Here is a 13,746-nt window from a genome sequence, read left to right as displayed (position 1 = left end):
ATTCTTCGTCATGCTGAACTTGTTTCAGCATCCATGGCCGAACCTTCCCTTTTGCGCTGCCTTTCCGTCGAGGTCAGATCATGGACCCTGAAACAAGTTCAGGGTGACGATGATGACAAGAACTTCGATTCCACCATACTAAAGCGGTGAGCCGTTAATCTGCACCGTTTCAGCACGAACGGAAGCGGGGATGGCGCATCATTTCCGAGCGCGCTTCATCGGCAATCCTCGATCACGCGGCCGATCTCGGACTGCACCGGCAGGGTCAGCGCGCGACCGGCGCCTTCGAGCGCGAAGCGGCCGCGGCTGAAGGCGATGCGGTCGAGGCGGATGTCGCGGTTCGGCACCGTCGCGCTGCCGCCATCGAAGCGGATCTGGTCGGTGCCCGCGCTGGTGCGCAGCGCGACCGGGCCGTCGAGCCCGGCGGTGAGGCGGATGGCGCCGCCGCTGCACGCCATTGTCAGCAGCGGGCTGGCGCCGCCCGTGGGCACGAAGCGGGCGGTGCGGCTGCCGGCGTCGTAGCGCCACGCGCCGCTGTCGAGCGCGCGTGCGTCCCACGCCGCGGCGGGCGGCGGCGGCGCGGGGGACGGCGGCACCGCGGCGGGCGGCGGTGGCGCGGGCGGCGGCGCCTCTGGCGCCGGGATCGCGGTGCAGCCGGCGGCCGCGAGCAGCAGCGCCGCGGCGGCGGCGGAACGAAAGCGGATGGATGGGCGGTTCATGCGTCGAATCCCTGCCAGTCGATGACTTCGTCCAGCCCAACGCGCGGCACCGGCCAGCGGTTCACCGGCGCCTCCTCGTCGGCGTGGCCGATCGCGAGGCCCGAGAAGAGAATCTGGTCGTCGCCAAGCCCCAGTTCGGCCCGCACGGTCGCACCATACATCGCCCAGCATTCCTGCGGGCAGCTCGCAAGGCCGTGCTCGACGAGCAGCAGCATCACCGATTGCAGCCACATCCCCATGTCGGCCCATTGCGGCGGCCCCATGATCCGCGAGCAATGGAGGAAGAGCATCACCGGCGCGCCGAAGCCGCGGTAATTCTGCTGGAACTGGGCGATCCGCCCCGCCTTGTCATCGCGCGCGATGCCGAGCGAGGCGTAAAGCGCCTCGCCGACGCCGAAGCGGCGGCTGTCCCACGGATCGGTGAGCCCCCGGGGATAGATGTCATATTCGGGCTGGAACCCCTCGCGCCCCATCACGATACGCGCCGCGACCGCGTCCTGCACCGCCTGCCAGCGCTCGCCGGTGACGACGGTCGCCTGCCACGGCTGGAGGTTGCCGCCCGATGGCGCGCGCTGTGCGATCTCGAAGATCCGCGCGAGCAGCGCGCGGTCGACGGGCCGGTCGGTGAAGGCGCGCACCGAACGGCGGCGGGCGAGCGCCTCGCTGGCCGAAAGGGAGAGGGTGTCAGTCGCTGGCATATTTATCCTCGCGTCGCTTGCCGAACAGCAATTTGCGTTCGAGCCGGGTCTTGAGCTGGCGATAATAGGAAAGCAGGAAGACGTCATCCTCTTCGGCGATCGGCCGGCCGATCTTGTGCCGGATCGTGTCGGCGACCTCGCGCATCACCCGCGCGTCGCGCCCGCGCAGCACGCGTTCGAGTTCCTGCAGTTCGAAGATGCCATAGACCGAGAGCTCAGCATCGGTGAAGCGCAGGGCGTCGCCCGCCTCCGTCCCCGCCGCCATGTCGCGGTCGAGCTTCGCGCGCTGCGCCATCACCACCCAGGTGCCCGCGATCAGGTCGCCCATCCGCATCCGGTCGCGGTTGAACAGCAGGAAAAGGCTGAGCGTCGCCGACCACAGCACCCCCGCCAGCGCGGTCCAGCCCGACACCATATCCTCCGCCGCGCCGAAGCCGATCATCATCAGCGGCAGGAAAATCTCCAGCTCGCGCATCAGGTTGCGGGCGATCACCGCATCGGCGGTCAGCCGCCCGCCGTCGCGCGCGACGACGCGGATACCCATCGCGCGCTTGCCGGGGGTCGCAGCGCGCTGGCCCAGTTCGAAGCCGACGAACCAGAAGGTCCGCAGCACGAAGGCGCCGAGCAGCCAGATGGTGATCAGCAGGTCGGAGCGCGACGCGAAGCCTGCCCAGACCATGAGCAGCGTGAAGACGACCAGCGCCGCGAGCAGCAGCATGAGGTCGATCAGCAACGCCCCGAAGCGCAGCGACGCGCTGGCGATCCGCAGTTCGAGGTCGACGCCTTCGGGCGTGACGAAGGCGCGGACCTTGTCGCGCCGCGGGCGCGCGGCGGCGGTCATGCGGCGTCCTTTCGCCGCGGGAGGTAGTAATAGGCGAGCCAGAAGAGCAGCATCGCCGTCCCGATGCCGTAGCGCAGCAGCGTATCGGTGACGAGCTGCCGCCCGAAGCCTTCGAGCAGGCCGGCGGCGAGCAGCATGAGGATGACGCCGACCATCACCTTGCCCGCGGTGCGCCCCGCCTCCGACGCCGCCTGCAGCCGGCCGCGCGCGCCGGGGAAGAGGATCGCGGTGCCGATGCGCAGCCCGGCGGCGCCGGAGAGCGCGGCGGCGAACAGCTCGGTCGTGCCGTGGATGAACAGCCAGCCGCCGAAATCGACCCCCAGCCCCTTGCCCGTGAACAGCGCGAGCATCGCGCCGAGCCCGATCCCCTGATAATATTCGAGCATCATCGTCGGCACGCCGAAGGCAAAGCCGAGCGCGAAGGACAGGATCGACACGCGGCTGTTGTGCGTGAACAGATAGGTCGCGAAGATGTGCAGCCCGCTGTTCTGTTCGTCCGCCGCCTTGCCGTGGCCGATCGTCGCCTGCAGGAATTCGGCCGTGGCGCGCGGGTCGCGCCCGCCCGCCATCTCTTCGGGTACGAAATTGAAATACCATTCGGGATTGTGCGCGACGAGCGTCCAGCTGGTCAGCGCGCCGAGCAGGATGACGAGCGCGACGATCAGCGTCTCCTTCCACAGCGCGCGGACCGCGGCGGGCCAGTCGGTGCGGAAGAAGCGCCGCACCCGGCTCCAGCGCGTCTCGCGCACGCCATAGATCAGGAAATAGCCGCGCATCGACAGCGATTCGAGATAGTCGAGCAGCGCGCGGTCGAGGCTGGTCGCGCGCGCGATCGACAGCGATGACAGCGTCGCGCGGTACAGCGAGGGCAGTTGCAGCAGCTCGTCGCTGGTCAGCGCCTTCGCGCCCTTGCGTTCGAGCCGGCCGAGCAGGGTTTCGAAGGCGATCCAGTCGGCCTCGCGCTCGGCGCGGAAGCGGCTGGTCGAGAAATTCGGCGTGTCGAGCCGGGCGAGCGCTTCGGGGGCCGGGATCGCGGGCGGCATCACAGGCTGCCCTGGCGCTTGATCGCCAGATAGGCCTCGACGACGCTGGCACCCATCGCGTCGGCGGGCACCTCGATCACCTCGACGCCCAGCCGCTGGAGCCGCGCGATGACGCGCTGGCGGTCGCGCAGCATCGCGGCGGCGACGTTCGACCGGGTGACGTCCGACGCCTGTTCGGGGCGGCGGCGTTCCTCGCTCTCCAGCTCCTCGTCGCGCAGCACGACGCACAGCAGCCGGTGTTTGCGCACCAGCCGCCCGGCGGCGCGGATCATCAGGTCAGCGCTCGTCGCGTCGGTGAATTCGGTGAACAGGACGATCAGCGAGCGGCGGTCGAGCCCGGCCGACAGCGTCGCCAGCGCGAGGGTGAAATTGCTTTCGACCGGCGCATAGTCGATGCGGCTCGCCGCGCGCTGCAGCGCCGGAAAATCGCGCGTGTGCATATAGGCGGGGGTCAGCGCCTGTGGCTGCGCGGCGAAGGAGAAGAGGCTGATCCGGTCGCCGAGCTTGAGCCCCGCATAGGCGAGCAGCATCGCCGCCGACACCGCGCGGTCGACGCGCGGCATGCCGCCCGCCGGCTCGGCCATTGTCCGCCCGGCGTCGATCGCCAGGACGAGCCGGTTGTCGCGCTCGACGCGATATTCCTTCGCGAGCAGGCGGCCGTGGCGCGCCGAGGCGGTCCAGTCGATCGCACGGCGGTCCATCCCCGGATGATATTCGGCGAGCGCCTCATACTCGCTGCCCTCGCCGCGCAGCTGCTGGCGGCGCAGCCCGAACCAGTCGCCGCGCCGGAACAGCCGCGCCCCCTCCTCGCGCACCGCGCGCAGGCTGGGGACGACCGCGACGACGTGCCCGATCGGGAAGCGACGCTGTTTCCACGCGAGCCCGAGCGGCCCCGCCCAGCGCAGCCACAGCGTCTCGACCGGCGCCGGCCCGCGCCGCGCCGCCGCGAGGGTCAGCGTCGCCGACAGCGCCCCGCCCATCGCGCCCGCGCCGCCCGCGCGCATCGTCGCGGCGATGCGGCCGCCGGGCGCCAGCCGCTCGTCGAGCGCGAGCGCCATGTCGGCGCGCGGCGGCACCGCGCCGCCCGCCGCGGTGAAGGCCAGCTCGAACGGGTCCCCCACTCCCGCCTGGTGCGGAATCCGCGCGTCGAGCGCCAACCGGCGCGGATGCGGCCCGGCGAGCGCGTCGAGCGCGAGGCAGGCAAGGATGACCGCGATCCATCCCGGCGCGACGAGCCACAGTTCGGGCCGCGCCAGCCCGAGCAGCAGCGCCGCGGGGGCGCCGAGCAGTAGCAGATAGATGGCCCGGCGGGTCGGGTAGATCATCGCGGCACCTCTTCGCGTTCAAGCAGCGCGGCGACGACCTGTTCGACGTCGCGGCCCTCGATCTCGGCCGCCGCCGACAGGATGACACGGTGACGCAGCACCCCCGCCGCGAGGCGCTGGACGTCGTCGGGGATCACATAGTCGCGCCCGTCGAGCGCCGCCGCGGCGCACGCCCCGCGCGCGAGCAGGGTCGCGGCGCGCGGGCTCGCCCCGCATTCGAGGTCGGGGCTGGCGCGCGTCGCGCGGATCAGGCGGACGATATAGTCGACGATCTCGTCGGCGAGGCGGACCGTCGCGGTGGCGTCGATCGCGGCGGCGATGGCGTCGGCGTCGGCGATCCGCTCGACCCCGAAATCGGCGACCGCCGGGGTGCGGAAGCGGCCGCCATGCTCGGTGACGATGCGCCGTTCGGCGTCGGCGTCGGGATAGTCGACGACCAGCTTGAACAGGAAGCGGTCGAGCTGCGCCTCGGGCAGCGGATAGACGCCCTGCTGCTCGATCGGGTTCTGCGTCGCGAGGACGGTGAAGCGCGGGCTGAGTGCGTGCGGCTCGCCGCCCAGCGTCACGCGCCGTTCCTGCATCGCCTCCAGCAGCGCCGCCTGCGTCTTGGGCGGGGTCCGGTTGATCTCGTCGGCGAGCAGCAGCTCGGTGAAGATCGGTCCCTTGGTCAGCGTGAAGCTCGACGTCTGGAAGTTGAACAGGTTCGACCCCAATATGTCGCCCGGCATCAGGTCGGGGGTGAACTGGATGCGCCCGAAATCGAGCCCGACCGCGCGCGCGAAGGCCTGCGCGAGCAGCGTCTTGGCGGTGCCCGGCGGGCCTTCGAGCAGCACGTGGCCGCCGGCGAGCAGCGCGATCGTCACCATGCGCGTCAGATCGGCCTGGCCGATCACCGCCTTGGCGACCTCTGCCTCGATCGCGGCCCCGAGGGCGTGGACGCTGTCGATGGAGCTAGCTGTCACGGAGAAGATCCTTCCTGATGGCATGCAGCGCCTGTGCGTCTGCAAGGAAATCGTGGCGGCCCCGCGCCAGCGGCAGGCGCCGTGCGAGGACCGAGAAACGCGGGCCGTCGGCGCGCATCCGGCGGTCGATCCAGGCGTCGGTCGCCGCGGCGTCGAGGCCGGGGGGCGCGTGCAGCCGCCGCGCGATGGCGCGGCGCTGGCCCTGGACATAGGCGTCGGCGCCGTCGAGCTCGCGCCGCGCCTGGCGGATCAGGTCGGCGCTGTTCGCGATCAGCGCCGCCTTCGACACCGGGATCGCGCGCTGCGGGCGCAGCGTCGGGCCGAAGCGCATCCAGGCCTGCCACAGCGCGAGCAGCCCCGCCGCGATCAGGCACAGGGTGATGCCGATGAAGGGCGGCACGAAGGCGAAGCGGAGCAGCGACCGCTGGCCGCCGAAGCCGTTCAGCGTCAGGTCGAAGGCGAAGCCGTCGGCATCGGCATCCTCGGCGACCGCGTCGATCAGCAGCGCCGCGCCCTCGGCCTTCTGGCGCGAGGCGAAGGCGAGATTGTCGACGAGGTCGGGGTCGGCAAGAATATAGAGGTCGCGGTCGGTCGCGCGCGCCATTACCGCACCGCCGTCGGGGGCCGCGACCAGCGTTTCGAGGGCATCGCCTGCGATCGTCTGCGCGCGGTCGGGAAGATGCGCGGTGAAGCGGCGCCCCGCGACGTCGGCGGCTACCGCCCGCGGCCCCGCCTTCGAGGCATCGAAGCGCACCGGGCCGACGAGCGCCTCGACCAGGCGCGTAGAGGGCGCGCTGCGATAGGCCTGCGCGACCCAGCCGGGCTTGCCGCCCTGCCCGGGCGTGCGCATCGCCTGCCACTTGGGCAGGATGACGAGCAGCCGGCCGCCCTGCCGGTCGGCGAGTGCGCGCAGTTCGTCCGGTCGGGTGCGATGCGTCGGGGTCAGGATCAGCAGCGGCTGGTCGGAATAGCCCGTGCGCGGACCGGGCTGGCGGCGCAGCTCGACATCGCCGCCCGCGCGTTCGATCAGGTCGACGATCCCGGCATAGCCGGGCGCAGCGCGCGACAGCGCGTGGCCGCCGCCGTCGTTGCCGCTCGAAAGCTGGGGGCCGAGCGCGACGAGCGCCCACAGCGCGATGAAGGCGACGACGCCGATCGCCACCACCCCCGCGATCAGGCGCGGATCGAAGCCGCCTTCGGCGTCCGGCGCCGCACTCATGTCCGCGCCCAGGCGCGCGGGACGGTCAGCTCGGCATAGGCGGTGCGGCATTGCTCCCACGCGGCGGCGTCGATCGGCCGGCCGCCGAACAGGCTGATCTCGACCGCGCGGGCGATGCGCCCGAAGGCGTCGCGCGCCGCGCCGGGCAGGTCGCGCGCCCCCGCGAGCGCGCGCGAGGTCGTCGCGGGCCGGACGAGGCCGGGGCGGCGGCCCGCGATGTCCTCGACGCTGCGGAAGAGCAGCAGGTGGACCGCCTCGGCATAGCGGCCCGCCGCGGCGAGCGCGTCGGCCTCCGCCAGCAGCACGCGCGCCGCGCCCGCCTCGGCCGTTCCCACCGGGTCGGGCGCGGGCGCGTCGCCGCGCCGGCGGCGCAGCGCATCGACAACGCGCGCGAAGGCGGGAACGAAATGATAGAGGAGAACCAGCGCGAGCAGCGCCACCGCGATCCACAGCAAAGGCTTGCCGGCGGGCGCGCTCCATTCGAAGAAGCGGGCGAGCGCCCTGCCGATCGCCAACAGCCATGTGGGCGTTTCGGGAACCGGCGGCGGGGGCGGGATGCTGGTCTGGATGCTGCCGGACGCCATCGTCTGGCCGAAGCCCGGACCGATCAGTTCGGGGTCGAGCAGCCATCCCCGGTCGGATGCCGCAGCGGATGGGGCAGCGGATTGGGCGGCCGCCGACGCCTGGGCGATTGCCAATGCCATCATGGGAAAAAACAGGCCCCGCGCCGCTCGCTCATCGCGACAGGTGGTAGCGCGAGGCGGCGCGACAAGGCAAGAGATGCTTGCGCCGCCGGGGACCGCACGGCAAAGGCGGCGATGGTTACAGGTGTAACCGGATGGCGAAGGCGCAGCAGGAGGATCGGCGTGGACGCGGCACAGGCGGTGCATGAAAAATTCCTCGCGGCGCTGGCGGCGGGCGCGCTGCCCGATCGCGCCGATGCCCCCGATCCGGGCGCCGTCGGCCTGTCGCGCGCCGAGGCGACCGACATCTTCCTGTCGCAGCTCACCAGCCGCCAGATGGACCGGCTGTCGCGCGCGCTGCAGGCGCGCGGCGAGGGTTTCTACACGATCGGGTCGTCGGGGCACGAGGGCAATGCCGCGGTCGCGGCGGCGCTGCGCGTCACCGACATGGCGTTCCTCCACTATCGCTCGAACGCCTTCCAGCTCCAGCGCGCGCGCCAGCTCCCGGGGCAGACGTCCGACTGGGACATGCTGCTGAGCTTCGCGGCGTCGGCCGAGGACCCGATTTCGGGCGGGCGGCACAAGGTGATCGGGTCGAAGCCGCTGTCCATCCCGCCGCAGACCTCGACCATCGCCTCGCACCTGCCCAAGGCGGTCGGCGCCGCCTTTTCGATCGGCATCGCGCGGCGGCTGGGGCGCACCGGCCTGCCGCTGCCCGACGACGCGGTGGTGCTCGCGAGCTTCGGCGACGCCTCGGCCAATCATTCGACCGCACAGGGCGCGTTCAACACCGCGGGCTGGGCGGCGTATCAGCGGACGCCGCTGCCGTTGATCTTCCTGTGCGAGGACAATGGTATCGGCATTTCGACGCGCACCCCCGACGGCTGGATCGCGGCGCAGTTCCGCCAGCGCGCGGGGCTGTACTATATCGCGTGCGACGGCAGCGACCTCGTCTCCGCCTATGCCGGGGCGAGGGAAGCGGCGGATTTCGCGCGCCGCACCCGCAAGCCGGTGTTCCTCCATATGCGCACGGTGCGGCTTTATGGCCATGCCGGGTCGGACGTGCAGGGCGCCTATCTGCCGAAAGCGCTGATCGAGGCCGACGAGGCGCGCGATCCGCTGCTGGCGGGCGCGGCGCTGATGACCGAACGCGGCTGGATGACCGCGGCCGAGGTCGCCGAGGCCTATGAGGAGATCGGCGCGACGCTGGCGCGGCAGGCCGAGGCGGCGATCCGGCGGCCGAAGATCACGACCGCCGCCGGGGTGATGGAAAACCTGATCCCGCCGAGGCGCGAGCGCGCGCGGGCGAACGCGCCGTCGGCCGAGGATCGCGCGGCGCTGTTCGGCGGCGACGCCGCGCAGATGGACAAGCCGATGCACATGGCGCGGCTGCTGTCGTGGGCGCTTGCCGACCTGATGCTCGCGCACGAGGAGATCGTCGTCGCGGGCGAGGACGTCGGGCCGAAGGGCGGCGTCTACAATGTCACAGCAAAGCTGCACCAGCGCTTCGGTTCGGCGCGCGTCGTCAACACCCTGCTCGACGAACAGGCGATCCTCGGCCTCGCGATCGGGCTGGCGCACAATGATTTCCTGCCGATGCCCGAGATCCAGTTCCTCGCCTATGTCCATAATGCCGAGGACCAGATCCGCGGCGAGGCGGCGACGCTCAGCTTCTTCTCGAACGGCCAATATGCGAACCCGATGGTGATCCGCATCGCCGGGCTCGGCTATCAGAAGGGGTTCGGCGGCCATTTCCACAACGACAACAGCCTGGCGGTGTTCCGCGACATTCCGGGGCTGATCCTGGCGGTGCCATCGAACGGCCGCGACGCGGTGGCGATGCTGCGCGAATGCGTGCGGCTGGCGCGCGAGGAGCAGCGGGTGGTGGTGTTCGTCGAGCCGATCGCGCTCTACATGACCCGCGATCTGCACGCGGAGGGCGACGGGTTGTGGACCAGCGTCTACGAGGCGCCGGGCGAAAGCGTGCCGATCCGGCTGGGCGAGCCGGGGGTGCATGGCGACGGGACCGATCTGGCCATCGTCACCTATGGCAACGGATATTATCTGTCGCGGCAGGCGGAAAAGCTGCTCGCCGCCGAGGGCGTCGCGGCGCGGGTGATCGACCTGCGCTGGCTGGCGCCGCTCGACGCCGACGCGCTGCTCGCCGCGACCGGCGCGGCGGAGCGGGTGCTGATCGTCGACGAATGCCGGATCACCGGGTCGCAGAGCGAGGCGCTGATGGCGCTGTTCGCCGAGCGCGCACCGGGCAAGCGGCTCGCGCGGATCGCCGCCGACGACAGCTTCATCCCGCTGGGCAAGGCGTCGACGCTGACGCTGCCGAGCCGGGACTCGATCGTCGCGGCGGCGCGGGAGCTTTTAGCCAGAGACTGATCCTCAGATCCGTTCGCCCTGAGCGTGTCGAAGGGCTGTCCTTGTTTTGAACCGAAGAGAGAAGAAAGAGAAGAACGGTGCTTCGACAAGCTCAGCACGAACGGAGGGCAGGATGACCGCGAATAAGAGGACCGCGATCGTTGTCGCGCCGGGGCGCGGCACCTATGGCAAGGGCGAACTGGGCAGCATCGCGCGGCTGCACGGCGCACGCTTCGCCGACCTCATCGCCAATTTCGACGCGCAGCGCCGCGCGCGCGGGCAGCCGACGGTGAGCGAGCTCGACGGCGCCGACCGCTTCAGCGTCGCGACGCATATGCGCGGCGACGTCGCGGCGCCGCTGATCTATGCCGCGACGCTGCTCGACTGGTTGAGCATCGACCGCGAGCGCTACGACGTCGTCGCGGCGCTCGGCAATTCGATGGGCTGGTACAGCGCGCTCGCGATCGGCGGTGCGGTGTCGGTCGCCGACGGTTTCCGCATCGCCAATGCGATGGGGCTCAACAGCCAGGCGCACGGGCCGGGCGGGCAGATATTGCTCCAGATCGTCGATGCGGACTGGCGGCCGGTGCCGGGGCTGCGCGACACGCTGCTCGCGCTCGCCGCCGCGACCGACGCGCGGCCGGGGCATGCGCTGGCGCTGTCGATCGACCTTGCCGGGATGCTGGTGTTCGCGGGTAACGAGGACGGGCTCGCCGCGCTGCTGGCAGAGGCGCCGCCGACGCCGGGCCGCGACCCGCTGCGGCTCGCCGGGCACGGGCCGTTCCACACGCCGCTGATGGCGGGCAGCGCCGAACGCGCGCGTGCCGAACTGCCGGCGGCGCTGTTCGGCCGGCCCGCGCTGCCGCTGGTCGATGGGCGCGGGCATATCTGGCGGCGCTTCTCGGCCGACCCGGCGATGCTGTGGGACTACAGCTTCGGACACCAGATCCTCGCGCCCTATGATTTCGCGCTGTCGGTGCAGGTGGCGATGAAGGAATATGCGCCCGACGTCATCATCCTGCCGGGCCCCGGCGACACGCTGGGCGGCGCGATCGCGCAGGCGCTGATCGGCATCGGCTGGCAGGGGCTGACGAGCAAGGCCGCCTTTGCCGAGCGGCAGGCGTCGGACCCGATCCTGCTGGCGATGGGCCGCGCCGAGCAGCGCGCGCTGGTGGCGGGGTAGAGCATCGAGCCATGAATCCGAACGATTGGGCGTGATGCAGATTTACGGCACGCCGCTTTAGGTTGCGGCCGGCGGAGGTGGAACCTCCTCCGCCGGCACGCGTGGGACGCACGGTCCAGGTGGGGTTGGGCCCGTGCAGACGAACGGCGACGCCGATGGGGACCAACTCAAGGGCGGACCGCCGTTCGATCTCCTTATAGGCGGGGCGCGGCACCGCCGGCCGCGCCTGCGCCGAAATGGACCGGATTGCCGCCGCGCGCGCCCTCCTGCTCGACGGTGAAATGCAGCCGCAGCAACTCGGCGACGCTGGCGGCGCCGGCGCGGCGCATCATGCTGGCGCGGTGCACCTCGACGGTGCGCGGGCTGAGGTCTAAGCGCCGCGCGATCGCCTTGTTGCCGAGCCCGGCGGCGACCGCCTCCAATATGTCGCGCTCGCGCGGGGTCAGCGCGGCGAGGCGGGCGGCGGCCTCGCGGTGCCGCGCGGCGGCGCGTTCGCGTTCGCGCCACTCGTCGAGCGCCGCCTCCACCGTGCGGCGGACGAGCCGCGGGTCGAGCGGCGCGGGCAGCAGGTCGCGCGCGCCCGCGCGCAGGATCGCGCGCGCTTCGTCGAAGCTGAGCCGCTCGGCGGCGACGAAGGCGATGAGGTCGCCGCGCCCGGCGATCCGGTCGAGCAGCGCGGCGCCGCTCGTCGGGCCGGGCTGGCGCCAGCGCAGCAGCAGGATGCCGCCGCGCGCACCGTCCTGCGCCTCCAGCCAGGCGTCGGCGCTGGCGAAGCTGCGCACCACGCGATTGGCGCCGCGCGCCAGCAGCCGGAAACAGGCCGCGCGCTCGACCGGGTCGGGCAGGACGAGATGGATATGGCCGCCGCTGTCGCTCACGCCCGCGATGCTGCGGGCGGACGCCGGCAAAGCCCAGCGGGATTCGCTCGATTCCGGCGCCGATCCGAAGCGATCGCAGGGGCGCGGGGGTCAGGCGGGCTGGTTGTACATCTCCGTCGGCCCGGGATATTCGCGGCCGTCGTCGGCCCCGACCTCGCGCGCGACGAGCGCGTTGACCATCTTGTTGAGCCGGAGCACCGTCGCCTTGTGCTTCGGGTCGTTCGCGAGGTTGACCATCTCGCCGGGGTCGGAGCTCGTATCGTAGAGTTCGAGGTCGTTCATCGCAGTCAGCGTCTTCCAGTCGGTCGGCGTGTGGTGATGCGCCGGCGCGAAATAGCGCGCGAACTTGTAGCGGCCATCGTGGATGCCGCGGTGCAGGCGGCGCTTCGACAGATCGAAGCGCTTGCCGTAATCGGGCTCGCCCGACGGGAGGTTGGCGGCGCGGTCGGCCGCGACCGACGTCGGCTCCCAATAATGGGCGACCGCATAGTTGAAGAGATGCCCCTGCCGGTCGCGCTCGGTCGGCGCGGTGGGCGCCGCGAGCAGCCCCGAGACGTCGAGCCCGGGCAGGCCGGGGAAACGGGTCTTCTGCTCGTCCGCCGACAGCCCCGCGAGGCTCATCAGCGTCGGGGCGAGGTCGATCGCGCCCATCAGCCCGCGTGTCGTGCGCCCGCCCGCGAAATCGGGGTGGGCGACGATCATCGGGATATTGACCTCTTCGCGGTACATGGTCGCGCCCTTCTGGCGCATCCCGTGCGCGCCGGCGCGCTCGCCATGGTCGCTGGTGTAGATGATGATCGTGTTGTCGATCTGGCCGCTTTCCTTGAGCGCCCAGAGCAGCTGGCCGATGCTGCGGTCGACGTCGCGCAGGCAGTTGTAATAATAGTTGATGAAGCGGTGCCAGCTTTCCTCGTCGTCGTGGGGCATGGCGCCGTAGAAGAGGTCGTTGAGGCGGACGATCGCGCGATGCGCCTCGGGCTTGCCCGACAGATCGTCCTTGTAGAAGCTTTCGGGCAGGTCGAACTTGTTGTCGACCGCATAGAGCGGGTCGCCCGGCTCGCGGCGCAGCGGCCCCAGGATGTTCGGATCGGGGCGGCTTTCGGCCTGCTTGCCGGTCGCGTCATAGAACATGATGTCGTGCGGATTGACGAGCCCGACGACCTGGAACCAGGGCTTGCCGCCCGCCTTGTCGCGCTGCGCATAGTCGAAGATCGAGCGCGCCGCGTCTCCGGCGACGAACCGGTCGGCGCGATAGCCGTCCCAGGTCAGCCCGACCTCCTCGCCGTCGAAGCCGTAGTCGTGGAAGCCGTATTTCTCCATCGCATGTTCGGTGGTCGGATAGATGCCGCCCGGAATGCGCGTCCAGTTGCGGTCGAAGTTGATCCGGCTGAGGTGCCACTTGCCCTTGTAGCTGGTGTAATAGCCCGCGGCCTGCATTATGTGGCCGAGCGTCGGCATCGTCTCCGCCGCGACCGGATAGGGGGCGTTGTCGCTGTTGAGGAACAGCCCCGTCTGCTGGGTGTGGTGCCCCTGGAAGATCGTCGAGCGCGACGGGGTGCAGGGGGTGGTGTGAACGTGATAGTTTTCGACCAGCATCCCGCGCTCGAGCAGCTCGCGGTGCGCGGGCAGCTTTTCGAGCAGCCCCCTGGGATAGCTGGCGATGCTCTGTTCCTGGTCGGTGACGATCATCAGGACGTTCAGCTTCCGGCCGTTCTTCGCATAGGCTGGCAGCGCCAGCCCCGCGGTGGCGAGCGCCCCCATGCCGACGAACGTGCGGCGATCCAGATCCCAGGTCATCAGACTCTCCCGTATAGGTCCTTTTGCA

The 13,746-nt window shown here is 71.0% G+C and carries 12 protein-coding genes; 2 read left to right on the top strand and 10 right to left on the bottom strand.

Features of this window, described 5'->3' with window-relative positions:
- Window positions 1-215: 215 nt before the first annotated feature.
- Genes ABS88_RS03530 through ABS88_RS03495 form a run of 8 tightly spaced genes read right to left on the bottom strand, consistent with a single transcriptional unit; the run spans window position 216 to window position 7,514 of the window.
- Window positions 216-719 carry a hypothetical protein gene (locus ABS88_RS03530; RefSeq protein WP_286749071.1) on the bottom strand — a complete coding sequence of 168 codons (504 nt, stop codon included), beginning with the start codon at window positions 717-719 and terminating at the stop codon, window positions 216-218.
- Window positions 716-1,417, bottom strand: a complete 702-nt coding sequence (locus ABS88_RS03525; RefSeq protein WP_076073454.1) for a nitroreductase — start codon at window positions 1,415-1,417, stop codon at window positions 716-718. Before ABS88_RS03525 ends, ABS88_RS03530 begins: the two co-directional genes overlap by 4 nt.
- Window positions 1,404-2,258: an RDD family protein gene (locus tag ABS88_RS03520; protein ID WP_286749069.1), complete on the bottom strand. Its 855-nt coding sequence runs from the start codon at window positions 2,256-2,258 to the stop codon at window positions 1,404-1,406. Before ABS88_RS03520 ends, ABS88_RS03525 begins: the two co-directional genes overlap by 14 nt.
- The gene (locus tag ABS88_RS03515; RefSeq protein ID WP_104960223.1) at window positions 2,255-3,301 is read right to left on the bottom strand and encodes a stage II sporulation protein M; all 1,047 of its coding nucleotides are present in this window, start codon (window positions 3,299-3,301) and stop codon (window positions 2,255-2,257) included. The genes ABS88_RS03520 and ABS88_RS03515 overlap by 4 nt, the downstream gene beginning before the upstream one ends.
- Entirely contained in the window at window positions 3,301-4,626 is a 1,326-nt protein-coding gene (locus tag ABS88_RS03510) for a DUF58 domain-containing protein (RefSeq protein WP_076073457.1), read from the bottom strand. The genes ABS88_RS03515 and ABS88_RS03510 overlap by 1 nt, the downstream gene beginning before the upstream one ends.
- The gene (locus ABS88_RS03505) at window positions 4,623-5,612 is read right to left on the bottom strand and encodes an AAA family ATPase (protein WP_076073458.1); all 990 of its coding nucleotides are present in this window, start codon (window positions 5,610-5,612) and stop codon (window positions 4,623-4,625) included. The genes ABS88_RS03510 and ABS88_RS03505 overlap by 4 nt, the downstream gene beginning before the upstream one ends.
- Window positions 5,578-6,807, bottom strand: a complete 1,230-nt coding sequence (locus ABS88_RS03500; protein ID WP_076073459.1) for a DUF4350 domain-containing protein — start codon at window positions 6,805-6,807, stop codon at window positions 5,578-5,580. Before ABS88_RS03500 ends, ABS88_RS03505 begins: the two co-directional genes overlap by 35 nt.
- Window positions 6,804-7,514, bottom strand: coding sequence for a DUF4129 domain-containing protein (locus tag ABS88_RS03495; RefSeq protein WP_104960224.1), 711 nt, complete (start codon window positions 7,512-7,514; stop codon window positions 6,804-6,806). The genes ABS88_RS03500 and ABS88_RS03495 overlap by 4 nt, the downstream gene beginning before the upstream one ends.
- A gap of 159 nt (window positions 7,515-7,673) precedes the next feature.
- Between ABS88_RS03495 and ABS88_RS03490 the strand changes: the two genes are divergently transcribed.
- A complete protein-coding gene (locus ABS88_RS03490; RefSeq protein ID WP_286749067.1) occupies window positions 7,674-9,881 on the top strand; it encodes a thiamine pyrophosphate-dependent enzyme in 2,208 nt (735 codons plus the stop codon).
- A 112-nt stretch (window positions 9,882-9,993) separates the two neighbouring features.
- A complete protein-coding gene (locus ABS88_RS03485; RefSeq protein WP_076073461.1) occupies window positions 9,994-11,043 on the top strand; it encodes an acyl carrier protein in 1,050 nt (349 codons plus the stop codon).
- Between the two features lie 194 nt (window positions 11,044-11,237).
- Here ABS88_RS03485 and ABS88_RS03480 read toward each other — a convergent pair whose 3' ends face one another.
- On the bottom strand, window positions 11,238-11,921 hold the full coding sequence (locus ABS88_RS03480) for a response regulator transcription factor (RefSeq protein ID WP_076077431.1): 684 nt from the start codon (window positions 11,919-11,921) through the stop codon (window positions 11,238-11,240).
- Window positions 11,922-12,011: 90 nt separating this feature from the next.
- The gene (locus ABS88_RS03475) at window positions 12,012-13,718 is read right to left on the bottom strand and encodes a sulfatase family protein (RefSeq protein WP_076073462.1); all 1,707 of its coding nucleotides are present in this window, start codon (window positions 13,716-13,718) and stop codon (window positions 12,012-12,014) included.
- Window positions 13,719-13,746 lie beyond the last annotated feature (28 nt).

Source organism: Sphingopyxis sp. SCN 67-31 (genome assembly GCF_001725095.1).
Note: the sequence above shows the minus strand (reverse complement) of the source record. Positions and strands in the feature narration are given on the sequence as shown.

Excerpts from the sequence above, each read along its gene's own strand:
- ABS88_RS03510 (WP_076073457.1), bottom strand. The coding sequence starts at position 4,626 with ATGATCTACCCGACCCGCCGGGCCATCTATCTGCTACTGCTCGGCGCC.
- ABS88_RS03520 (WP_286749069.1), bottom strand. The coding sequence starts at position 2,258 with ATGACCGCCGCCGCGCGCCCGCGGCGCGACAAGGTCCGCGCCTTCGTC.
- ABS88_RS03495 (WP_104960224.1), bottom strand. The coding sequence starts at position 7,514 with ATGATGGCATTGGCAATCGCCCAGGCGTCGGCGGCCGCCCAATCCGCT.
- ABS88_RS03530 (WP_286749071.1), bottom strand. The coding sequence starts at position 719 with ATGAACCGCCCATCCATCCGCTTTCGTTCCGCCGCCGCCGCGGCGCTG.
- ABS88_RS03505 (WP_076073458.1), bottom strand. The coding sequence starts at position 5,612 with ATGCCATCAGGAAGGATCTTCTCCGTGACAGCTAGCTCCATCGACAGC.
- ABS88_RS03485 (WP_076073461.1), top strand. The coding sequence starts at position 9,994 with ATGACCGCGAATAAGAGGACCGCGATCGTTGTCGCGCCGGGGCGCGGC.
- ABS88_RS03525 (WP_076073454.1), bottom strand. The coding sequence starts at position 1,417 with ATGCCAGCGACTGACACCCTCTCCCTTTCGGCCAGCGAGGCGCTCGCC.
- ABS88_RS03475 (WP_076073462.1), bottom strand. The coding sequence starts at position 13,718 with ATGACCTGGGATCTGGATCGCCGCACGTTCGTCGGCATGGGGGCGCTC.
- ABS88_RS03515 (WP_104960223.1), bottom strand. The coding sequence starts at position 3,301 with ATGCCGCCCGCGATCCCGGCCCCCGAAGCGCTCGCCCGGCTCGACACG.
- ABS88_RS03500 (WP_076073459.1), bottom strand. The coding sequence starts at position 6,807 with ATGAGTGCGGCGCCGGACGCCGAAGGCGGCTTCGATCCGCGCCTGATC.